Origin of the sequence: Kribbella polygonati, from assembly GCF_050320105.1 — a bacterium.
Taxonomy (GTDB): domain Bacteria; phylum Actinomycetota; class Actinomycetes; order Propionibacteriales; family Kribbellaceae; genus Kribbella.
This window is the reverse complement of record NZ_CP190129.1, coordinates 7798703-7820047: the sequence shown is the minus strand read 5'-3', so window position 1 is coordinate 7820047 and position 21345 is coordinate 7798703. Positions and strand designations below refer to the sequence as shown.

Below are 21345 nucleotides of genomic sequence, written 5' to 3'. Positions count from 1 at the left end.
CCCTCTGCCTACGAGTAGAGCGCGCCAGACTGAGAACTCCATCCGGTCAACCAATGAATCAGCTGAGAATCCGCTCCACGGCCGCCACCACCGCCGCCCGGCGCACTTTGGCGTCCGGGAGCTCCGCGCCGTACTCCGGATTCATCGACGACCAGCTGGTCGGGATCGCCTGGATCAGCGACAGCAGGCTCACCGGCGTGAACCGCCGCGACACGGTCCGTCGCCGCATCCCCCGCTGCAGTTCCTCCAGCCGCCGCTGGTTGACCGCGATGATCGCCTCCAGCGGCTGCCCGTCGGGCCGCTCCAGCCGGTACCAGACCGAGAGCCGCAGCCGGTCCGGGTGCGCCTCGAAGTAGTCGAACACCTTCCCCGCGTACGCCGGGAGATCGTCGACGTCGAACCCGACCTCGTCGAGGTACTTCTCCAGCGACGCGCTGAAGACCGCGTCGAACAGCTCGTCCTTGTTGCCGAAGTACGCGTACAGCATCGCCTTGTTGCAGCCGGCCTCGTCGGCGATCCGGCTCACCCGCGCACCACCGATCCCGCGGGCGGCGAACTCCTCGGTGGCGGCCTCCAGGATGCGCGCGCGGGTCCGGTCTGCGTTCCGTTCCATGGTCTGGAGCCTACCAACCAACCGGTTGGTTGATTTCTAGCCAACCGGTCGGTTAGATGGAGAGTAGAACCAACCAAACGGTTAGTTAGGACTGAGAATGAGCAAGAGCTGGTTGATCACCGGGAGTTCGCGTGGGCTCGGGCGGGCGTTGACCGAGGCGGTGCTGGCGGCGGGTGACCGGGTGGTTGCGACGGCGCGGAGGCCCGAGCAGCTCGAGGACCTGATGACGAAGTACGGCGAGCAGGTCCGGGCGGTCGCGCTGGACGTCACGGATGCCGAGGCTGCGCGGGCCGCCGTACGGACGGCGGTCGAGGAGTTCGGCGGACTGGACGTGGAGGTGAACAACGCGGGGTACGCCAACAGTTCCTCGATCGAGGAGATGGCGGACGCGGACTTCCGGGCGCAGGTCGAGACCAACCTGTTCGGGGTCGTGAACGTGACGAAGGCGGCGTTGCCGGTGTTCCGCGAGCAGCGCGGTGGGCATTTCCTGCAGTTCTCGTCGATCGGCGGGCGGGTCGGCGGGACGCCGGGGATGGGGGCGTACCAGACCGCGAAGTTCGCCGTGGAGGGGTTCTCGGAGGTGTTGCACAACGAGGTGCGGCCGTTCGGGGTGAAGGTGACGATCATCGAGCCGGGTGGTTTCCGGACCGACTGGGGCGGCTCGTCGATGCGGCTGCACGACGTACACCCGGACTACCAGTCGACGGTCGGCGAGATGCACCGCCGCCGGCTGGAGATGGACGGCAGACAGCCGGGTGACCCGGTGAAGGCCGCGCGGGCGGTCCTCGAGATCGTCGACCTTGAGGAACCGCCGCTCCGCCTGCTGCTCGGCAGCGACGCGCTCGCGCTCGCGGAGAGTTCGTCGCGCTCGCGCGCGGACGAGGCTGCCGCCTGGGCGGAGCTCACCCGCTCGACCGACTTCAGCTGACCCGCAGCTCGCGGAAGAACTCCCGGACGTCCGCGACCAGTTCCGCCGGGACCTCGAGGGCGGCGAAGTGGCCGCCGTGGTCGAGGTCGGTCCAGCGGGTGATGTTGTTCGAGGTCTCGCAGTACCGGCGGATCGCCACGTCGTGCGCGGTCGCGAGCACGGCCGTCGGTACGCCGGAGCTCGGCCGCGGCGCCCACGAGCGCGGCTGGGCGTACCCGATGTACGCCGCGGTCCCGCCGGTCCCGGTCAGCCAGTACATCATCACGTTGGTGAGCAGCCGGTCCCTGCTGATGATTGCCTCCGGCAAGGACTCCCCCGGCCAGGTCCACGCCTTGAACTTGTCCATGATCCAGGCCAGCTGCGCCACCGGCGAGTCCACCAGCCCGTACGCGAGCGTCTGCGGCCGGGTCGACTGGATCGAGATGTAGCCGAACTCGTCCTTCATGAACTGCGCGATCCGCGCCATCTTGTCCTGCTCCAGCGGCGTCAGCGTCCGCAGCTCCTCCGCGGAGATCTGCAGCGGCGGCAGGTTCGTGCCGCCGTTCGTGTGTACGCCGACGACCTGGGCAGGCGCGACCCGCCCGACCTCCGGCGACACCGACCCGCCGAGGTCACCACCCTGTACGCCGTACCGCTCGTACCCGAGCTCCGCCATCAACGCGGCCCACGCCCGCCCGATCCGCTCGAAGGTCCAGTTGTCGTCGGCGGTCGGCCCGGAGAACCCGAACCCGGGCAGCGACGGAATCACCACATGGAACGCGTCCGCCGCGTCCCCACCGTGAGCGACCGGATCGGTCAGCGGCCCGATCAGGTCGAGGAACTCGACGATCGACCCGGGCCAGCCGTGCGTCAGCAGCAGCGGCAGTGCGTCCGGCTCGGCCGAGCGGACGTGGATGAAGTGGATCTGCTGCCCGTCGATCTCGGCGGTGAACTGTGGGTACGAGTTCAGCTCCTTCTCCGCCGCCCGCCAGTCGTACGACGTCCGCCAGTAGTCGACCAGCGAGGACAGCCAGGACACCGGCACGCCGGTGGTCCAGTCGTCGCCGGGCAGCGGTGCGGGGAACCGGGCACTCGCCAGCTTGGCGGCGAGGTCGTCGAGCGTGCTCTGCGGGATGTCGATGCTGAATTCCTTGATCATGGCTCTACTCTCACATCCAGTTAGGACAGCTTCGGTCCTAGCCGGCTGGCAGACTGAAAGACATGATCGAAACGTCCGCGCGACTGCTGAAGCTTCTCAGCCTCCTGCAGCAACCCAAGGAGTGGAGCGGCGCGGCCCTGGCCGGCGAGCTCGGCGTCGGGGTCCGGACGGTACGGCGGGACGTCGACAAGCTGCGCAACCTCGGCTACCCGGTCGACGCCGTACCGGGTGTGGCCGGCTACCGCCTCGGCGCGGGCGCCGCGCTTCCGCCGTTGCTGCTCGACGACGAGGAGGCGGTCGCCGTCGCGGTCGGCCTCCGCGCCGCCGCCAACGGGACGGTCGCGGGCACCGAAGAGGCGTCCGTACGGGCGCTCACCAAGCTCGAGCAGGTCCTGCCGTCCCGCCTCCGCTACCGGATCGAGCTGCTCCAGCAGGTCGCCGTCACGCCCGCGGGCGGCCCGTCCGTACAACCCGACGTACTGCTCGCCGTCGCCGCCGCCTGCCGCGACCACTACCGGCTGCGCTTCGACTACCGCAACCACGACGGTACGGCGACCACGCGCACGACCGAGCCGCACCGCCTGGTGCACACCGGGCGCCGGTGGTACCTGGTCGCGTGGGACCTCGACCGCGACGACTGGCGCACGTTCCGCGTCGACCGGCTGGCGCCGCGGATCCCGACCGGCCCGCGATTCACCCCCCGCGAGGTCCCGGAGCTCGCCACCACCAACCGCGGCGTCGCGTACGGCGGCTACCGCTACCAGGCCCGGATCCTGGTGCATGCGTCCGCCGCCGAGGTCGCCGACCGCTACGGCCCGAACGTCGCCTCGGTGACCGCGATCGACGAGACCACCACCCTGGTCGAGACCGGAGCCCATGAACTCGACCAGATCGCGGCGCACCTCGGGCTCCTCGGCCTGCCGTTCGAGGTGCAGGACCCGCCGGAGCTGATCGACGCGATCCGCGCCCTGACGACGCGCCTGGCAGCCGCGATTCCGGCGTACTGACCGCTACCGTTCAGGAATGGATCGGTACGTCGAGACCGTGCTGGGACGGATCCGCCTGCGCGTCGACGGGGACGGTCCCGCGATGCTGTTCTGGCCGAGCCTGCTGATGGACGGCACGCTCTGGGCGGCGCAGGCCGCGCACTTCAAGGACCGCTTCCAGGTGGTGCTGGTCGACCCGCCCGGGCACGGCGGCAGCGAACCGCTGACCAAACCGTTCACCTTCGAGCAGTGCGCCGACACCATCCTCCAGCTGATAGACGATCTGAACGTCGGCAAGATCCACCTGATCGGCAACAGCTGGGGCGGCATGATCGGCGGCACGTTCGCCGCGCTGCACCCGGACCGGATCGGCATCGCCGTCCTGATGAACGCCACCGCCTCGCCGGCCGGCCGACGCCAACGCGTCGAGTACGGCGCCCTGGTCCGAGCCGCGCGCCTGCTCGGCGGGATCCGCGGACCGCTGAGAGGCCCGGTCCGCGACGCATTCCTCGGCCCGACAGCGAAACGCGAGAAGCCCGAAGTCGTTGCCACGGTCAACGAACTGGCAGGCAAGGTGAACGTCCGTTCCGGGATGCACGCGGTCACCAGCGTGGTCCCGAACCGTCCGGACCAGCGTGCACTGTTCGGGAAGATCCGGACGCCGGTGCTGATCGTCGCAGGCGCCGAGGACACGACGTTCCCGGTCGCCGAGACCGAGGAGATGGCCGACTCGATCCCGGGCGCCCGCTTCGTCGTCCTCGAACAGTCCGCGCATCTCGCGGCGCTGGAATCCCCGGAACAGGTGAATGCCCTGATCGACGATTTCCTCGCCGATCAGGGCATCCGGGGAAGCGCTTAGCTGACGACGGCCCCGGTCTTCGGGTCCAGGATCAGCTGCTTGGTGTTCGGGTGCTCCCACCAGCTGAACATGCTGTTCAGGCTGCCGGCCCGCTCGTCGAACGAGTGGTCACCGATCCGCCCGGTCCGCCAGTTGTCCTCGATGAACTTCAGGATCGAGGTCTGGTCGGTCAGCGCGTGGTCGACGTGGTTGGTCTTCGCGTACGGCGAGACGACCAGCAGCGGCTGCCGCGGGCCGTAGCCGCAACGGTCGGCGTACCCGCCGGCGACGTGCTTCTGACCGCACAGCGCGGCCTGGTCGAGCGCGGCGTCGTTCGAGCCGTTCACGCTCGGCGGCGTGACGTGGTCGTACCAGCCGTCGGAGTCGTCGTAGGCCAGCACGATCGCGGTGGACTTCCACTCCGGCGACTTCTGCAGCGCGTTGATCTCCTTGACGATGAACGCCTGCTCGTCCAGCGGGTCGGAGTACCCGGCGTGGCCGTCCTGGTACTCGCCGGCCTTCAGGAAGCTGACCGCCGGCAGGTTGTTCGCCGCCAGCGCCGCGTCGAAGTCCGACGTGTCGTACTGGTGGTTGGCCTGGTCGGTGTGACCGATCGCGGCCACCGACGACGGCGGCAGGTGCTTCGGGTTCGCGGTCGACTTGTAGTACTGGAAGGGCTCGTGGTGCGGGCTGTAGTCGTTCGCCGTGTTGCCGCCGATGTTGGCGTGCGACGCACCGCAGACAGCCTTGCCGTTGGCCGTGGAGGTCGGCTTGAAGCCGCCCTGGAACCAGCCCCAGGTGACGTTCTGCTTGTTCAGCAGGTCGCCGATGTTCTGCCCGTGCATACCGGCCAGGTTGTTCGAGGACTTGCCGTTGCCGTTCGAGCAGTCGTCGTAGATCGGGTCGGGGTCGTTGGTGATGGTCCCGATGCCGTTCGCGTCCGGCGACTGGACGGCGTACGCGTCGCTGGTCGGCTGCCCCGTCACCGGGTTGTACGCCTGGCCGCCGTGGGTCTGCCCGGAGATCAGGTTCAGCGCGCCCGGGGTGGACGGCCCGTACACCGAGCTGTACGAGTTGTCGCTCAGCGTGTAGTGCTGGGCGTAGTTCCACAGCGCGGTGACGGTGTTGCCGTCGTAGTAGTCCATCACCAGGCCCGGCTCGCCGAACAGGACGGGCTGCCCGGTGCACTTGGACGTCTCGGTGAACTCGACGTACTTGTCGTCCTTGCCGCCGTTGACCGCCTTCTGCTCGGCGGAGTACCCGTGGTTCTGGTCGCAGGTCAGCGCCTGCGACGACGACAGCCGCTTCGGGTTGTACGCGTTCGGGTTGTTCGTCAGCAGCTGGTTGGTCAGCCCGTTGATCTTCGGCGTGTGCCGAGCGGCCGTGAACGGCGTGCCGTCGGTGTTGGCCGCCTTCGGGTAGGTGCCGAAGTAGTGGTCGAACGAGATGTTCTCGCCGAAGATCACCACCACGTGCTTGATCGGCGTGGTGGTCCCCGCCGGGTGGTACGAAGCGGCGTCGGCCGCCGTGAACGCCGCGCCGGCGTTGGTCACCTGCTGGGCGGCGCCGGGCGCGCCACAGGCGGCCAGCAACAAGCCCGTCGCGGCCGCAACGGCCGTGGCGGCGACAGGGAGTCTTGCGCGCATGCCTTCTCCTCCTGGATGACTCATGCTGAATACCTCATGCGAGCAACGACCGCCCGAAGTGGTCGTTGCCGTCCCGTACACCGGGAAGCGTGAAGAAATAGCCGCCACCGACCGGCCGGATGTAGTCGACGAGCGGCTCGTCGGTCAGCCTGGTCTGGACAGCCTCGAACTGCCGGGCGATGTCCTGCTGGTAGGCGCAGAACAGCAGCCCCATGTCCAGGTCACCGACCGCGTCGGTGCCCTTGTCGTAGTTGTAGCCGCGCCGCAGGAACTGGCTGGCCGCCGTCTCCGGGGTCCGCGGGTTCGCCTTGCGGATGTGGCTGGTCAGCGGGATCGCGCCACCGGTCGGGTCGGCCCCGTAGTTCGGTACGTCGGTCTCGCTGTTGCCGTCCAGCGGCGCACCGGTGCTCCGGCGGCGGCCGAACATGTTCTCCTGCTCGCCGAGCGACACCCGGTCCCAGAACTCGACCAGCATCCGGATCTGGCGCAGCACCTGGTAGCTGCCGCCCGCGGTCCAGGCGGGCTCGCCGTTGCCCTGACCGACCCACACGAGCTTGTCGTGGTCGGCGGCGGCCGGCTTGACGATGCCGTCCTTGAAGCCCATCAGGTTGCGCGGCGCACCGGCGGGCCGCGGCGGGCTCTGGAACCCGTCGACCCGCCAGCGCAGCTGCATCGCACCGCGGGTGTGCCGGGCGATGTCACGCAGCGCGTGCAACACGATGTCGGTGTCCGACGCGCACAGCTGCAGGCTCAGATCCCCGTGGCACAAGGCCTCGTCGAGGCTGTCGTTCGGGAACGTCTTCATCGGCGTGAGCTTCGCGGGCTTCAGCTTGGCCAGCCCGTACCGCGCGTCGAACAGCGAGGCACCCACGCCGACGGTGACCGTCAGATCGCCGCCCGGCATGTCAGGTCCGAGGACGCCGGAATCGGCCGGCGGCGCGGTGATCCCGAGCGGCGGCAGCGCGCCGCCCATGGTGAGCAGCCGCGCCCGCTCGGTCAGCGTCGTGAACAGGTCGGTCAGCTCGCCCTTGTCCGCCGCGATCACGTCGAACGACGCGAAGATCGCCTGCTTCTGCTGGGGTGTCACGATGCCGGCCTGATGTAGGCCGTGGAACGGCACCGACGTCGGCGCCGCCGCGTCTGCGTTCAACGTCACCCCGGCCACCGCGGCCGCACCGGCCCCGGCCAGCGTCCCGCGCAGGAAGGACCGCCGGTCGAACCCGCTCATCCGGTCCTCCGCACGTCGCAGATCGCGGCCACGGGAGCCAGCTTCTCGAGGAGTTCGCCGACCGCGCCGTTCAGCTGTTGGCGCGTCGTGTGGTCGAGCTTGCCGACGGGCGTGTTCTGGTGCGCGGTCAGGAGCGTACGGACGCGGGTCTCCCACTTCTGCACCTGCGGCAGGTCGGCGTACCGGGGTTTGAGGACCGGGTCGAGGACGGCCAGCACGGTCGCCGTGCCGTCCAGGTTCGCCAGCGCGGTGTTCAGCGACGTACCGCTGCCCTGGTCGTTCTCGCCGGTGAGCTCGAACTGCAGCGCGTTCTCCATGATCTCGTGGGCGCGCAGGCCGAGGTCGTTCGGATCGACCTGCTCGTTCGGCAGGTCCTTCTGCAGGCCGTGGACGGCGGCGGCCAGCTGGTTCGCGATCGGCTTCAGCGCGGCGGCGGACTCGTTGTGCCACAGGCCTTTCTCCAACGGGTGGAACCCGGCGTCGGAGCCGTCGATCTTGTCGGCGAAGTCCCCGAACGCGCCGTACGCCGCGCCGAGCGAGTTGTACGCCAGATGTGCGGCCAGCCAGTCGGTCCGAGCGGCGCCCAGGTTTCCGGCGTCCACGTCGGTGCGCAGCTTGTCGGTCTTCGTCACCAGGTCCGCGACCCCGCGGGCCACCTCGGCCTCGTACTTCTTCACCAGCGGCAGCATGTCGTTCTTGGTCACCGGCACCACGGCCGGTCCGCCCTGCCCGTCGCCACTCACCGTGACGGTCGGGCCGGTGATCGCGTCGGTGTCCTCGATCAGGCAGCGGATCGCGTACTTCCCGGCGCCGAGCTGGACCTCGAGCTGCGCGCTCGTGTTCGGCCCGAGCCCCTCGATCTCGCCGTACACCTTCTGACTGCCGACCTCGACCACGTCGACCTCGGCCGATGCGTCGCCCGTGTTGTGCACGGTCAGCACCTGCCGCCCGGTCCGTGGGTCGGTCCAACCTTGACCGCACTGGCTCCGGGACACGCTGATCCCGCTCGATCCGGCGGTCGCGCCGGCCGCTCCTTCCCAGGGCCGCCACACCGACACGCCCGCGGCCGCTGCCAGAACAACCAGCGCGACAACCGCCGGAACTGGACGGGGCGTGCGCACGAGGTCTGCTCCTGGGGGATCGGCCGGTACATTCGCGGGCAATGCTAATCCCGGCCGATGATGCCGTCTTCCCGGTTCAGGCGTGTTCGCCGGGCCGTAACGAACTGTTCGCTAGCGACGGGTTGGAACTGAGATTCTGCTGAGATCCGAGGCCACCACGACCTCTCCGGAGAACTCCCCGGCCGCCTCCTCGGAGAACCGTTCCGGCTCCAGGTACCGCTGGGAGAAGTGCGTCAGGACCAGCTTCCGTACGCCACACTCGGCCGCGACCCGGGCCGCCTGCCGCGCGGTCAGATGCCCGAACCGACGGGCCAGCTCAGCCTCCGCCGACAGGTACGTCGACTCGATCACCAGCAGGTCGGCGTCCTCGGCCAGCCGCAGCACGTTCGCGCACAGCCGGGTGTCCATCACGAACGCGAACCGCTGCCCGCGCCGTACCTCGCTGACGTCCTCGATCCGCACGGTCCGCCCGCCCACCTCGATCGATCCCGCCCGCTGCAGCCTCCCGACGTCCGGCCCGGTCACGCCGTACTCCGCGAGCCGTCCCGGCAGCATCCGCCGCCCGTCCGGCTCGACCAACTGGTACCCGTACGACTCGATCGGGTGCTCCAGCCGGCGCGCCCACAACTGCCCGAACGACCCGACCGACAGCAGCCCGTCCTCCGCCACCGGCTCCTCGAGCAGCTCGGCCCGCTCGAAGAACGACGCGGCGTACCGCAGCCGGTCGAAGTACGTCTGCCCCGACGCCGGGTAGTGCGCGTGCACCGGATGCGGTACGCCGTCCAGCGACAACCGCTGCACCACCCCCGGTACGCCGAGGCAGTGGTCCCCGTGGAAGTGCGTCACGCACAGCCGCGTGATCGCCCCGGCGGAGACCCCCGCGAAGATCATCTGCCGCTGCGTGCCCTCGCCCGGATCGAACAGGAACCCCTCGTCGTCCCACCGCAGGAAGTACCCGTTCTGCGTCCGTTCCCGCGACGGCACCTGACTGCCGGTGCCCAGCACAACGAGTTCACGCACCCGCTCACCATAGTTGCCGGTCAGGGCAGCACGAGCGGCCCGGCCTCGATCAGCAGCGACGGTACGACGACGCTCTCCATGAACGTCTGGTCGCAACGCTCCCGCGCCGCGCCGACCCCGATCACCGCGTCCATCACGTCCGCCAGCCGGAACGTGAACCGCACCTGCGGATGCCAGCCGACCAGTTCGCCGTCCTCGGCCCAGTACGTCGCGTCCCGGGTGGTGCCGGTGACCAGCGTCTCCTTCGGATGCAGCACCCGCAGATAGTCGAGGCGGTTGACCACCAGACCGCTGCCGCAGTCGGCCAGCAGCTCGTCGTCGGTCGACGTACCGGCGTCCAGCAGCAGATGCGACGGCACTGGATCCCCGCCGAACCGCCAGCCGTCCGGTACGGCGTGACCGGTCGGCACACCACCCGTCAGGCCGGCCCGCCGACGGTCCGACACGACCCCGACCAGGACACCGTCGGCGAGCAACGGCGTCCGGCGTCGTACGTTGCCCTCGGCATCGAACCCGCTGGGCAGCCCGTCCGGGTCGCACCCGTCGTCGACCAGGCTGACCAACTCGCTCGCCACCCGCTCACCGAGACGCCCGGACACCGCGGACCGGCCGGTCGCGTAGGCGTTCGCCCCGAGCACCGCGTAGCCGTACGTCGCGATCAGCGCGTTCGCGGCCTGCGGCTTCAGCAGCACGCGGCAGGTACCGCGGCGAGCGTCGACCATCGGCAGCGGGCGGAGCGCGGAGCGCAGCCGGCCCGGGATCTCGTCGACCGGGATCCGGTCGGCGTCGCGGTGCATCAGCTTCACGCTCGCGGACCGGCCGTCCTGCCGGGCGATCGCCTGGATCGATGCCTTCGTCAACGTCTCGGCCCGGAACACCCCGGTCGAGTCGGCGACCACGCGGTCCAGGACGTCGTACCGGATCGCCCCGCCGAGCTTGGCGCCCGCCTCCAGCCCGTCGCGGACGGTCGCGAACCAGCGGTGCCGGACCGCGGGATCGGACTCGAGCACCGATTCGGCGACCGCGATCTCCGGCGTCGGGCCGGACTGGTCGACGGCTGGTGCTGTCTCCTGCTCCGCACCGGCCGGCAGTTCGGCGAGAGCGGCGTTCAGCCGGTCGGCGAGCCCGCGGACGGCGTCCGCGTCCAGGGTCTCCAGCGAACCGGCGACCGAGCGGCCGTCCCGGTCGATCCGGGCCCGGACCCGCAGCCGGCGTTCGCTGTGCTGTGCGGTGATCTCGGACTCGGCGTACCGCAGCAGGTCGGCGTTCTCGCCGAGGATGTCGAGCCGGGTGCCGGCGCCGAGGATCTCCAGAGCCTGCCGGACCTGCGTCTCCTGGATGCTCATCGGCCCACCTGCACGTTCTGGAAGCGGCCGGGGACCGTGCCGTGGCCGACATGGGCGACCTGCAACGGTTCGCCCTTGTTGCAGGACGGGACGCCGTGCACCCGCCACTCGTCCGGTCCGCCGAGCGCGTCGAGGCTGCCCCAGAAGGTCGGGGTGTCGCTCTGGTACGTGCAGTTCTTCAGCATCCGGCCGAGCTTGCCGTCCCGGATCTCCCAGCCCAGCTCGGTCTGGAAGCGGAAGTTCATCCGCTGGTCGTCGATCGAGAACCCGCGGTTGGTCTCGACCAGGATGCCGCGCTTCGTTCCGGCGATCATCTCCTCGAGCGAGGACTCCCCCGGCTCCAGGCAGATGTTGGTCATCCGGACCAGCGGCAGCCGCTGCCAGCCGTCGGCGCGGGCCTGTCCGGTCGACTCCAGCCCGAGCGCACCGGCGTACTCGCGGCTCGACATGTAGCCGGTGAAGACGCCGTCCTTGACCAGTTGGGTGCGCTGCGCGGCGACGCCCTCGTCGTCGTACTTGAAGGAGCCGAGACCGCCCGGGATCGTCGCGTCGGCGTACGCCGAGACGATCGGCGTGCCCCAGCGGAAGGTGCCGCGCCGTTCGGGGGTCGCGTAGGTGCCGCCCGCCAGGCTGGCCTCGGTACCGAGCGCCCGGTCGGCCTCCATCGGGTGCCCGGCGCACTCGTGCAGCACCATCGCCAGCTGGTTGCCGCCAGCAACGAGCGTGGTGACCTCGTCGGGACACTGCGGCGCGGTCAGCAGCGCGACCGCCTCGGCGGCCACCCGGGCGGCGTTCTCGACCAGGCCGAGTGCCTCCACGTGCTCGTACCCCGCGGTCGCGAAGTCGCCGCGCTGCCCGCGGATCTGCCGCGGCACACCCTGCGGGAACGAGCGGCGCTGGACGTCGTTGCCGTCGGCAGCGTTCACCATCAGCCCGCCGCCGCTCTCGGTCAGCGTCTGCTCGATCAGCGCGCCCTCGGTGTTCGCGAACACCTTCTCGTCCCGGTAGAAGTCCATCGACGCCTCGATCTGGCGGACCAGCGGGCCGGCCGTCGACGCCTCCTTCACGGTCGCGGACAGCAGGTCGAGCTTGGCCGCCAGCGAGACCGTGAACGGGTCCACCGCCATCGGCGAGCACCAGGTGTCGCGGGTGGTCACCGGCGTACCGAGGACGACCCGGCCACCACCGCCGGTCGCGCGGGCCTGGCCGACCGCCTGCGCGACGACCGCGTCCAGGCCGCGCGGGTCGAGCCGATGCGTGGCGGCGAAGCCCCACTGCCCGCCGATCAGCACCCGCAGTCCGAGGCCGAGCGAGTCGTCGTAGTTCACCTCGCCCGGCCCGTCCAGCTCGACGAGCACCTGCTCGTGGGTACGCCGGACCACCCGGAGGTCGCCGTACTGGACATCGTGGGGCAACAGGCCGAGCACCACCTCGGCGAGATCACGGGAAGCAGTCACGACAGATCTCCGGTTTCTGTGCGGTATCAGGACAGTGCGGCGGCCAGCGTCGTCGACGAGATGTTGCCGCCGCAGGACACGACCGCGACGCGGCGGCCGGTGAGTTCGGTACGGCGCTGCCGCGCGGCCGCGAAGGCCAGCGCCGCGGAGCCCTCGATCAGCTGGTGCTCGGTGTCGATCACGGTCCGCAGCGCCGCCCGGATCGCGTCCTCCTCGACCAGCACCCAGTCGTCCACCAGTTCGCGGCACAGGCCGAACGTGATGCTGCCCGGCTCGACGCTGCCCGCCGTACCGTCCGAGAGCGTCGGCCCGGCGTCGACCATCGTGATCTGGCCGGCCCGGACGGACGCCGCCATCGCGTCGTCGTTGACCGGCTGCGCGCCGTACACGCGGACGTCCGGGAGGTGCGCCTTGAGTACGGCCGCGATCCCGCTGATCAGCCCGCCGCCGCCCACCGCGACCACCACCGCGTCGAGGGGCGCGCCGTTCAGCTGTTCAAGGATCTCCACCGCGACCGTTCCCTGCCCGGCGACCACATCGGGGTCGTTGTACGGCGGGACGTACGTGAGGCCGTGCTCCGCGGCGTACGCCCTGGCCTTCGTTTCGAGGACGCCGGTGTCGGTCCCCTCGGCGCGCAGTTCGAGACCGAGCCGGCGGAGCGCCCCGACCTTGCTCGGCGACGCGTTCTCCGGCAGGTACACGATGCCGTGGCCACCGAGCGTGGCCAGCGCGTTGCCGACGCCCAGTCCGTGGTTGCCGGTCGACGCGGTCACCACGCCCGCCTGCCGTTCGGCGTCGGTCAGTGTGAGGATCTTCGCCATCGCACCGCGGGCCTTGAACGAGGCGGTGCGCTGCTGGTGCTCACACTTCACCAGCACGTCGCACTCCAGCTCTTCGCTGAAGGCGCCGTACCGGACGAACGGTGTCGGCGGGAGGTGTTCGCGCAGTCGTGGTGCGACCGCCTCGGCGCGGCGGGCGGCGTCGGCTGGGCTCAACGTCATCGGGCTGGTCTCCTGTCAGGTGGCGACCGCGAGCTTGGACCGGAGTCCGGCCCGCAGCGGGATACACATCGGTTTGCCGCTCACCGGGTGCGGTACGACGCGCGACTCGACGCCGAACACGTCCCGGATCACGTCGCAGGTGAACACCTCTTCGGGTGGACCCTGCGTGACCAGGCTGCCGGACTTCATCACGAACACGTGATCGGCGTACTCCGCCGCCATGTTGAAGTCGTGCAGCACCATCGCCACCGTCTTACCCTGCTCCTGGTTGAGCTGGTGCAGCAGGTCCAGCACCTCCAGCTGATAGGCGACGTCGAGGTACGTCGTGGGCTCGTCCAGCAGGATCAGGTCCGTGCCCTGCGCCAGGCACAGCGCGATCCACACGCGCTGCCGCTGACCGCCCGAGAGCTGATCGACGTGCTGATGGCGCAGTTCCGCCGTACTGGTCACGTCCATCGCCCACTCGACCGCCTCCTTGTCGGCGGCGCTCGGAACCTTCAGCGAGGCCCGGTGCGGGTGCCGGCCGAACCAGACCAGGTCCTCGACCGAGATCGACTCCGGCGTCACCAGCACCTGCGGCAGGATCGCCAGCAGCCGGGCCACCTCCTTGGTCGGGGTCTCCTGGATCGATCGGCCGTCCAGGATCACCGAGCCCTTCGACGGCGGCAGCAGCCGGGCGAGCGCGCGCAGCGCGGTGCTCTTGCCGGAGCCGTTCGGACCGATCAGGACGCTGACCTTCCCATCCGGGATCGTCAGGGTCAGGTCCTCGGCGATGACGCGCTGGTCATAGGCGAGCTGGACGCCTTGTGCCTGCAGACGCATGAGGGTGCCTACTTTCCGGTCTTCACGAGCAGGTAGAGGAAGTACGGTCCGCCGACCACCGCGGTGATCAGGCCGGCGGGAATCTCCAGCGGCGGCGCGATCCCGCGCCCGAGCATGTCGGCCAGCACCATCAGCAGTACGCCGAACAACCCGGATGCGGGCAGCGACGCCAGGTGCCGGCCGCCGAACACGCGGCGCGCCATGTGCGGCGCGATCAGGCCGACGAACCCGATGGTTCCGGACACCGCGACGGCCGCCGCGGCGAGCGCGACCGCGAACAGCAACAGCAGCCGGCGGGTCTTCTCGACCGGCTCGCCGAGTCCCGCGGCCAGGTCGTCGCCCAGTCCGAGTACGTCGAGCTTGCGCGACCACACGACGATGAGCGGCACCAGCACCGCGACCCACGGCAGGATCTCGAGCACCGAACCCATCGACCGTCCGAACAGGCTGCCGGTCAGCCAGATCAGTGCGGCCGACACGTCCAGCGGGTTCCGGACCAGCAGGAACCGGATCCCGGCCTCGAACGCCGCACTCACCGCGATCCCGACCAGCGCGATCCGCACCGGCGTCGCGCCCCGGCGGTAGGCGAGCAGGTACACCAGCGCCGCCGCGGCGAGACCGCCCACGAACGCCGCCGGTACGACGGCCACCACCGGCAGCCCCGGGATCGCGAGCAGCAACAGCATCCCCGCGAACCCGGCGCCCTTCGTCACGCCGACCACGTCCGGGGCCGCGAGCGGGTTCCGGATCACGCCCTGCATCACGCCGCCGGAGACCGCGAGCGCGATCCCGACCAGCCAGGCGAGCAGCACCCGCGGCAGCTGGAACTGTACGACGATCTGCGCCGCCTGATCACTGGTCTGACCAACGATCGCGTGGAACACGTCGGTCATCGACACCTCGGTCGCGCCGACCGACAGGCTGTAGAACGACAGCACCACGGCCAGTACACCGAGACTACCCATCAACGCCGCGGGATGCCGCTGCGCGAGCGACGTACGACGTACCTGCTGGGCCACGATCGCGGTCATGAGGCGGTCACCTTCTGCCGGCGGGCGAGGTAGACGAAGATCGGCGCGCCGAGAAGCGCCGTGACGACCCCGGCGGGCACCTCGTACGGCGGCTTGACGTAGCGGGACACGATGTCGGCGTACAGCACGAGGACCGCGCCGGTCACCGCGGACAGCGGCAGCAATACCGCGTAGCTGGAGCCGATCAGCCGACGGAGGATGTGCGGGACGATGAGGCCGATGAACGCGACCGGACCGGCCACCGACACGGCCGCACCGGACAGCACGATCACCAGCGCGGAGCCGATGATCCGGGTTCGTTCGACGTTCTGGCCGAGGCCGCGGGCCATGTCGTCGCCGAGCGCGAGCAGGTTCAGCGGGCGGGCCATCGCGAACGCGCCGATCAGCCCAACCACCAGCCAGGGCAGCAGATTCCGGATGTCCGTCCAGCCCGCGTAGTTGACACCGCCGACCAGCCAGAACAGCACGCTGTCGGTCGAGTTCTCATTGAAGATGATCAGCACCTGGGTGAGCGAGATCAGCAGGCTGCTCGCCGTCACCCCGGCCAGCGCCAGCCGGACCGGGCTGACCCGCCCGCGGCCCGAACCGGCCAGCAGCATCACCGACACACCGGCCACGCCGGCGCCGCCGAGCGCGAGCAGGATCGTTGGCGCGCCCGACAGTTTCGGCACGATCGTGATCGCCAGCACGACGACGAACACCGCTCCGGCGTTGACGCCCATGATCTCCGGCGCGGCCAGCGGGTTCGCGGCGACCGCCTGCATCAGCGCGCCGGCGACCGCCAGGGCGGCGCCGACGCAGAGCGCCAGCACCACCCGCGGCAGCCGGATCGACTGCAGGATCAGCTCGTCGGGCTGGTCGGCCTTGAAGATCGCACCCGGCAACCGGGTCAGCGAGATGTGCTGGCTCCCGATCGACAGGGCCCACGCGGCGCCGGCCACCAGCAGCACGACGAGGGCGAGCGTCACCCAGGTCACCCGCTGCTTGTTCGTGACCACCCGCCGCTGGGTGGATTCCTGCACCGGCACGGTGCCCACGGAGGCAGACACTGCGAGGTCACTTCCCGTAGAGGAGCTTGACGGCGTTCTGGGCGACCACCTCGGACGCGATCAGTCCCCGGGACCGCGACCACTCGTCCGCGTCCACGTCGTACGTCGCGTTGTTCTGTACGGCGGGGATCTGCTTCCAGAGCGGGTTCTTCGCCCAGGTGTCGCGCAACGTCGGCCCGGGGTTCGCGGCGATGAACATGATGTCGGGCTTGGTCGCGATCAGCGTCTCGAGCGTCAGCGACACGGACGCGTCGGCGGTGTCGTCGGGCAGCGGCGACTTGATCCCGAGGGTGGCCAGTACGCCGGGCGCGTAGCCCTTCGCCGGGTAGCCGGTGAAGCCCTTCTCCGACGCCCGTACGAACAGCGCCTTGCGGCTCTCGCCGGACGGCACCTCGGCCTTCAGGTCCGCCATCGTCTTCGCGTGCTCGGCGAGCCGCTGCTTCATCGCGTCGCACTTGTTCAGCGCGATCGCGGTCGACATCTCGCTGTCGAGCACCTGCTGGTAGTTGCCGTTCAGGCTGGCGTACGCGATCGTCGGCGCGATCTTCGACAACTGGGCGTAGATCGCCTTGTGCCGGCCGCTGTCGGCGATGATCAGGTCCGGCTTCAGCGCGGTGATCACCTGGACGTTCGGGGAGGTCCGCAGGCCGACCGACTTGTACTCCCCGACGTGCTGGCGGAGCGCCGGGATGATCCGCTTCGGATCGTTGTCGTCGGCAACACCGACCGGCGACATCCCGACCGCCACCAGCGCGTCGACGAACGAGTACTCCAGCGCGACCACCCGCTTCGGGTCGCCGGTGACGGTCGTGGTGCCGAGGTCGTGCTTGATCGTCCGGGTCGGCTTGCCGCACTGGTCGAGGTTGACGCCGGGGCCGACGCCCGGTGCCGCAGCGGCCCGGTCCGCGTTCGGCGCCGCCCCCGCGGCGGGTGACGAGGACTCGGCGGTGCCGCAGGCGGTCAGCGCGGCCGCGGCGAAGGTCAGGGTGAGGACGGCGGCCAGGCGCCGTACCTTCGTGGCAGGGAAGGCGGAGAAGGACATGGCATGTGCTCCTCGAGGCTCTCGAGACAGGGGAGGCTCAGCGGACGCCGGCGAGCGAGGACGCCGGCGCGGGTACGTCGGGACGGTCGGCGGGGCCGGGACCGTCGTACAGGTTCCAGGGCAGCTCCTGGTAGCTGTTCGCGCAGGGCTCGCCCTGGGTGAGGCGATACGTGCCGGCGGTCAGGTCGACCAGGCTGGACACGACGGTGATGCAACGGTCGAGCGCGTGCCGGCGCGGATCGGCGTGCTGGCAGACGGCGTCGGGGTGGCCGAAGTGGTCGGACATCGTGGCGCGCACGATCTCCCGCACCGCTTCGTCGGTGCCGCCGGCGCGGCGGAGCCGTTGCAGGCCCGCCTCGACCCGGGGCACCCGGTACAGCGAGTCGACCGAGAACGGCCGGTAGCTGTTCTCGATCTGCGGCGGGACGAACGCCTGAAAGTGGTTGCCATGGACAAGCAACCCGTCGGTCGGGTACAGCCAGCCGTGCCGGCCGGGCGTGGTCTCGACGTCGATGGCGAAACCGTCCCGGTGGGTCAGCAGCAGGTTGCTGGACAGGCTCTGGCGGGCGTCGAACACGGCCCGCAACGCGTCGTGGAAGTCCCAGCTCTCCAGGACCTTGCGGCGTACGACGGCACCGGGGACGCCCAGCTCACGGCCGAAACCGGCGCCGAGGCCGTTCGCGTTCAGCGCGATGCCGACCGAGTTCGCGCCGTGCCGGGCGAGCTGGCCCGCCTCGACCTGGCAGATGATCGTCGGCTTGCCCGGCTGGGTGATCCGGAGCGCGACGACGGTCTCGGCGGTGCGTTCGCCGAGGTCCCAGTTCTGCCCGGCGAGGGTGTGGCCGAGGGCGTTCGCTGTAGGTAGCACGGCGAACGACGTACAGCCCTCGTCGTCGTTGTGGAAGGGGTTCTTGGCGGTGAGTTCGCCGCGGGTGTTCAGGGCGAGGATCTCGGTGAAGCTCCGGCCGGAGCCGTCGGCGATGCCGTGCAGTTCGGGCAGCAGCTCCGGCGCGTAGGCCTCGATCAGCGGGACCCAGGCCTGGGCGCGGTCCTGGGCCTCGGGCCAGCGCAGCCCGGTCCGGTGCGCCACGGACTCGGCGTAGAACTCGACCGAGGCGGTGATCTGGGCACGCGCCGCCTCGCCGTACTGGCGGCCGCGGTCGCGCGGGCCGGGCGCCGAGATGTCGATCGTCGCGATCACGGATTCTCCCACCTGTTCCGTTGTATTTGCTACGGATATTCAGATGACGGTAGTGATCACTACAATGCCTGTCAACGGGTTCGCCCGGTTCGCGGGTGAAATGATTGCTGTTCCGAAACCAGGGAGGACGTCGTGACCACAGCGGAGGCGAAACAGCCGACCCTGCAGGAGCGCGTCGCGGCGCGGCTGGACGACCTCACGGCCACCGAACGCAAGGTCGCCGAGTACCTCGCGGCGCATCCGCAGGAGGCCGCGTTCTCGTCCGCGGAGGAGCTCGGCCGGGCGACCGGCACCAGCGACGCGAGCGTCGTCCGTACGGCGAAGGCACTCGGGTACGACGGGCTGCCCGGGCTGAAGCGGTTGCTGCAAGGACATCTGCAGACCCTGCTCAGCCCGGCGAACCGGCTCAGCGCGAGCCTGGAGTCACTCGGCCAGGACGGGCCGGAGACGGTACTGCGGGCCACGTTGCGGGACCACATCGAGCATCTGACGATGGCCGAGCAGTCGCTGGACGTCGAGGAGTTCGGACGCGCGGTGGAGCTCGTCGACCAGGCGCGGGAGACCGTCGTGTGCGGGTTCGCCGGGCTGGACGGAGTGTCGGAGTACATCGCGACGCACCTGACCCGGATCGGGCATCGGGCCCGGACGGCGACCGACACCGGGTACCGGCTGGCCGACCGGATCCTGCTGCTCGGGCCGGAGGACGTCGTCATCGTGGTGGCGCACAACCGGCTGATCCGCGAGACGCGGACCATCGTCGACCACTGCCGGGAGGCCGGCGTACCGGTCATCCTCGTCACTGACACGCTTGGGGAAGCGCTGCGGGACGAGGTCGAGGTGGTCATCTCGGCGCGGATGAGCCGGCCCGGGACGTTCACCAGCCAGGCGATGGTGCTGATCCTGCTCGAGGCGCTCACCATCGCGGTCGCTGCCCAGGACCGCGACCGGGCCTTGGTCAACACCGAACGCATGAACCAGCTCCGCGAACAACTGAACGGCTATCCCCTCGCCGACGAAACCGTCCTCGGCTTCTCCCGGGAGAAGCGCCGGAGCTAGTGCCGGAGTTGGTTGCGTAGGGCATCTACCAGGTGCGGCATCACCTCCTGCCAGTCGGCGACCAGGCCTACGTCGCAGTGGGCGAAGATCTCGGCTGCCGGGTCGGAGTTGATCGCCAGTACGGTGCCGGCGCGGCTGGTGCCGGCGAGGTGGTTCAGGTTGCCGGAGACGCCGACCGCGACGTACACGCGAGGCGCCACACTCCGCCCGGTGATGCCGACCTGCCGGCCGTGCGGCAGCCACCCCTCGTCGGTCACCTTCCGGGTCGCCGCGAACTCCGCGCCGAGCAGCAGCCGGATCGGCTCGAGCTCCGGGTACTTCTCCGGCGCCACACCACGACCGACACCGATCACATACTCGGCCCGGTCCAGCGCGTCCCCGTCACTCCCGGTCCGCCGGTCGGTGCGCTCGATCGCGGGGTCGGGTGGGACGTGCAGGTAGTGCTCGGTGAGCGGGCGACCGGGTCGCGGCGTACGCAACGGCAGCAGGCCGGTCCGCAACGTCGCGATCTGCGGCGACCCCTGGCTGACAATCTCCGCCAACATCCCACCACCCGACGGCTTCAACCCCGCCAACCGCACCCCCGGGCCGACAGCCAAACTCACCAGATCCGACATCAACCCAGCCCCAAACACAACCGCCAGCCGGGCAAGCACCTCCCGGTCCCAAGGCAACGCCGCCCCCAACACAGCCCAAACCTCCCGCCCACCAATCCACTCCCCCAACGCAGCCGCCACACTCCGCGGCTCACTCCCACCAAGCGTCACCACCTCATCCGCACCCCACCGCGCAAGATCCTCCCGCCCACCACCCACCCGCACAGCAACAACCCGCCCACCAACATCCGCTACCAACCCAGCCCCCACCCCCAACAAAGCCCGAGCCTCCACCCCCACCCCGTCCCCCACCAGCACCACCACATCCCCAGCCCCACCGGAGACGCGCGGCTCGTTGGGTGTGGGGAATCCGTCGGCGGCACGCAACTCGACGGAAGCGGGCTGCTGGGTCGGAGGTGGATCGAAGCAGCCGCGGGTGACGAGTTCTGCGACGGCTCGTGTGGCTTGGCGCTCCGGGTTGCCGCGGAAGATGACGGGGTTGCGGGTGAGGGGGGCGGGGTGGACCTTGGCGACCCTCGTTGGGCTGCCGGGGAGGCCCCAGGGGGTGGGTGGGAGGTTGGAGGTGGTGACTTGGCGTACGGCGGTGGGTGGGGGCCAGCTGGTGGCGGGGGCTTTGGCGGGGGCGCACGAGCGTTCGGCGACGGCTACTACCGCGGGGAGGTGGACGACTACCGACTCGGTGCCGGAGTCGTGCTGGACGGTGGCGCGGATGCGGTGGCCGTCGGGGTTCAGCGCGAGCACCGGGCCGGTGAACGGCAGGCCGAGGAGCTCGGCCAGCATCGCACCGACGGCGCCCGTGCTGCCGTCGACGGAACTCGCGCCGACCAGCACCAAGTCCGGCGGCTCGTCCTGCAACGCGATCGCCGACGCCAACGCACGAGCAGTCATCAGACAGTCGGACCCGGCCAGCACCGGATCGCTCAGCAGCAACGCATCTCCGACACCCCACGCGAGCGCCTCCCGCAGTACGTCGACGCTCGCCGGCGGCCCCATCGTGATCGCCGTACTGCGACCTCCGGTCACCGCCGCCAGCCGAACCGCCTGCGCCACCGCGCGCCGGCACCACGGATTCATCTCGGCGACCGCGCCGGTCCGGTCGAGCCGGCCGTCGGCGTCCAGCCGCCCGCTGTGATCGCCCTTCGGAACCTGCTTCACCAGGGCCGTGACTCGTAGCCTCATGACAGTCCAACCGTCCGGAGGTTTGC

General features: G+C 70.2%; 19 protein-coding genes. 4 read left to right on the top strand and 15 right to left on the bottom strand.

The genetic code is table 11. The annotated features are described in order from the left end of the window. Window positions 1-58: 58 nt before the first annotated feature. On the bottom strand, window positions 59-613 hold the full coding sequence (locus ACQHIV_RS37525; RefSeq protein WP_427889078.1) for a TetR/AcrR family transcriptional regulator: 555 nt from the start codon (window positions 611-613) through the stop codon (window positions 59-61). 97 nt (window positions 614-710) lie between these two features. Between ACQHIV_RS37525 and ACQHIV_RS37520 the strand changes: the two genes are divergently transcribed. After that, a complete protein-coding gene (locus ACQHIV_RS37520) occupies window positions 711-1541 on the top strand; it encodes an oxidoreductase (protein WP_427889077.1) in 831 nt (276 codons plus the stop codon). Here ACQHIV_RS37520 and ACQHIV_RS37515 read toward each other — a convergent pair. Further along, entirely contained in the window at window positions 1534-2679 is a 1146-nt protein-coding gene (locus tag ACQHIV_RS37515; protein ID WP_427889076.1) for an epoxide hydrolase family protein, read from the bottom strand. The two genes, ACQHIV_RS37520 and ACQHIV_RS37515, sit on opposite strands and share 8 nt — an antisense overlap. Window positions 2680-2741: 62 nt before the next feature. Here ACQHIV_RS37515 and ACQHIV_RS37510 point away from each other — a divergent pair, with 62 nt between their 5' ends. Together ACQHIV_RS37510 and ACQHIV_RS37505 are read left to right on the top strand one after the other, a co-directional pair. Then, window positions 2742-3686, top strand: a complete 945-nt coding sequence (locus ACQHIV_RS37510) for a helix-turn-helix transcriptional regulator (RefSeq protein ID WP_427889075.1) — start codon at window positions 2742-2744, stop codon at window positions 3684-3686. Window positions 3687-3702: 16 nt separating this feature from the next. After that, window positions 3703-4524 carry an alpha/beta fold hydrolase gene (locus ACQHIV_RS37505; protein WP_427889074.1) on the top strand — a complete coding sequence of 274 codons (822 nt, stop codon included), beginning with the start codon at window positions 3703-3705 and terminating at the stop codon, window positions 4522-4524. Here ACQHIV_RS37505 and ACQHIV_RS37500 read toward each other — a convergent pair. The 12 genes from ACQHIV_RS37500 to ACQHIV_RS37445 all read right to left on the bottom strand — a co-directional run bounded on the left by ACQHIV_RS37500 (window position 4521) and on the right by ACQHIV_RS37445 (window position 18479). Then, entirely contained in the window at window positions 4521-6149 is a 1629-nt protein-coding gene (locus ACQHIV_RS37500; protein WP_427889073.1) for a phospholipase C, read from the bottom strand. The two genes, ACQHIV_RS37505 and ACQHIV_RS37500, sit on opposite strands and share 4 nt — an antisense overlap. Before the next feature lie 34 nt (window positions 6150-6183). Continuing rightward, a complete protein-coding gene (efeB, locus tag ACQHIV_RS37495) occupies window positions 6184-7377 on the bottom strand; it encodes an iron uptake transporter deferrochelatase/peroxidase subunit (RefSeq protein ID WP_427889072.1) in 1194 nt (397 codons plus the stop codon). Then, window positions 7374-8498, bottom strand: a complete 1125-nt coding sequence (locus ACQHIV_RS37490) for an EfeM/EfeO family lipoprotein (RefSeq protein WP_427889071.1) — start codon at window positions 8496-8498, stop codon at window positions 7374-7376. The genes efeB and ACQHIV_RS37490 overlap by 4 nt, the downstream gene beginning before the upstream one ends. A gap of 111 nt (window positions 8499-8609) precedes the next feature. Next, entirely contained in the window at window positions 8610-9518 is a 909-nt protein-coding gene (locus ACQHIV_RS37485) for a ribonuclease Z (RefSeq protein ID WP_427889070.1), read from the bottom strand. Between the two features lie 20 nt (window positions 9519-9538). Continuing rightward, window positions 9539-10864 (bottom strand): metallopeptidase TldD-related protein, encoded by a 1326-nt coding sequence (locus ACQHIV_RS37480; RefSeq protein WP_427889069.1) that lies wholly within the window; start codon window positions 10862-10864, stop codon window positions 9539-9541. After that, window positions 10861-12321 carry a TldD/PmbA family protein gene (locus tag ACQHIV_RS37475; protein WP_427889068.1) on the bottom strand — a complete coding sequence of 487 codons (1461 nt, stop codon included), beginning with the start codon at window positions 12319-12321 and terminating at the stop codon, window positions 10861-10863. The genes ACQHIV_RS37480 and ACQHIV_RS37475 overlap by 4 nt, the downstream gene beginning before the upstream one ends. A gap of 26 nt (window positions 12322-12347) precedes the next feature. After that, on the bottom strand, window positions 12348-13322 hold the full coding sequence (locus ACQHIV_RS37470) for a threonine/serine dehydratase (RefSeq protein WP_427889067.1): 975 nt from the start codon (window positions 13320-13322) through the stop codon (window positions 12348-12350). Window positions 13323-13337: 15 nt separating this feature from the next. Then, window positions 13338-14144 (bottom strand): ABC transporter ATP-binding protein, encoded by an 807-nt coding sequence (locus tag ACQHIV_RS37465; protein ID WP_427889066.1) that lies wholly within the window; start codon window positions 14142-14144, stop codon window positions 13338-13340. A gap of 8 nt (window positions 14145-14152) precedes the next feature. Then, a complete protein-coding gene (locus ACQHIV_RS37460; RefSeq protein ID WP_427889065.1) occupies window positions 14153-15175 on the bottom strand; it encodes a FecCD family ABC transporter permease in 1023 nt (340 codons plus the stop codon). Then, window positions 15172-16224: a FecCD family ABC transporter permease gene (locus ACQHIV_RS37455; RefSeq protein ID WP_427889064.1), complete on the bottom strand. Its 1053-nt coding sequence runs from the start codon at window positions 16222-16224 to the stop codon at window positions 15172-15174. The genes ACQHIV_RS37460 and ACQHIV_RS37455 overlap by 4 nt, the downstream gene beginning before the upstream one ends. 7 nt (window positions 16225-16231) lie before the next feature. After that, the gene (locus ACQHIV_RS37450) at window positions 16232-17266 is read right to left on the bottom strand and encodes an ABC transporter substrate-binding protein (protein WP_427889063.1); all 1035 of its coding nucleotides are present in this window, start codon (window positions 17264-17266) and stop codon (window positions 16232-16234) included. A 37-nt stretch (window positions 17267-17303) separates the two neighbouring features. Next, a complete protein-coding gene (locus ACQHIV_RS37445; RefSeq protein WP_427889062.1) occupies window positions 17304-18479 on the bottom strand; it encodes a C45 family autoproteolytic acyltransferase/hydolase in 1176 nt (391 codons plus the stop codon). Between the two features lie 120 nt (window positions 18480-18599). On the opposite strand from ACQHIV_RS37445, the gene ACQHIV_RS37440 reads away from it, so the two are divergent. Continuing rightward, complete coding sequence (locus tag ACQHIV_RS37440; RefSeq protein WP_427889061.1) at window positions 18600-19523, top strand: MurR/RpiR family transcriptional regulator; 924 nt, start codon at window positions 18600-18602, stop codon at window positions 19521-19523. Here the strand turns inward: ACQHIV_RS37440 and ACQHIV_RS37435 are convergent. After that, a complete protein-coding gene (locus ACQHIV_RS37435; protein ID WP_427889060.1) occupies window positions 19520-21319 on the bottom strand; it encodes an FAD-binding protein in 1800 nt (599 codons plus the stop codon). The genes ACQHIV_RS37440 and ACQHIV_RS37435 overlap by 4 nt on opposite strands. Between the last annotated feature and the right edge of the window lie 26 nt (window positions 21320-21345).

What these genes read in the sequence shown, in the direction of transcription:
- ACQHIV_RS37515 (WP_427889076.1), bottom strand. Translation starts at nt 2,679, where the DNA reads ATGATCAAGGAATTCAGCATCGACATCCCGCAGAGCACGCTCGACGAC.
- ACQHIV_RS37525 (WP_427889078.1), bottom strand. Translation starts at nt 613, where the DNA reads ATGGAACGGAACGCAGACCGGACCCGCGCGCGCATCCTGGAGGCCGCC.
- ACQHIV_RS37460 (WP_427889065.1), bottom strand. Translation starts at nt 15,175, where the DNA reads ATGACCGCGATCGTGGCCCAGCAGGTACGTCGTACGTCGCTCGCGCAG.
- ACQHIV_RS37520 (WP_427889077.1), top strand. Translation starts at nt 711, where the DNA reads ATGAGCAAGAGCTGGTTGATCACCGGGAGTTCGCGTGGGCTCGGGCGG.
- ACQHIV_RS37500 (WP_427889073.1), bottom strand. Translation starts at nt 6,149, where the DNA reads ATGCGCGCAAGACTCCCTGTCGCCGCCACGGCCGTTGCGGCCGCGACG.
- ACQHIV_RS37480 (WP_427889069.1), bottom strand. Translation starts at nt 10,864, where the DNA reads ATGAGCATCCAGGAGACGCAGGTCCGGCAGGCTCTGGAGATCCTCGGC.
- ACQHIV_RS37510 (WP_427889075.1), top strand. Translation starts at nt 2,742, where the DNA reads ATGATCGAAACGTCCGCGCGACTGCTGAAGCTTCTCAGCCTCCTGCAG.
- ACQHIV_RS37450 (WP_427889063.1), bottom strand. Translation starts at nt 17,266, where the DNA reads ATGTCCTTCTCCGCCTTCCCTGCCACGAAGGTACGGCGCCTGGCCGCC.
- efeB (WP_427889072.1), bottom strand. Translation starts at nt 7,377, where the DNA reads ATGAGCGGGTTCGACCGGCGGTCCTTCCTGCGCGGGACGCTGGCCGGG.
- ACQHIV_RS37505 (WP_427889074.1), top strand. Translation starts at nt 3,703, where the DNA reads ATGGATCGGTACGTCGAGACCGTGCTGGGACGGATCCGCCTGCGCGTC.
- ACQHIV_RS37470 (WP_427889067.1), bottom strand. Translation starts at nt 13,322, where the DNA reads ATGACGTTGAGCCCAGCCGACGCCGCCCGCCGCGCCGAGGCGGTCGCA.
- ACQHIV_RS37435 (WP_427889060.1), bottom strand. Translation starts at nt 21,319, where the DNA reads ATGAGGCTACGAGTCACGGCCCTGGTGAAGCAGGTTCCGAAGGGCGAT.
- ACQHIV_RS37465 (WP_427889066.1), bottom strand. Translation starts at nt 14,144, where the DNA reads ATGCGTCTGCAGGCACAAGGCGTCCAGCTCGCCTATGACCAGCGCGTC.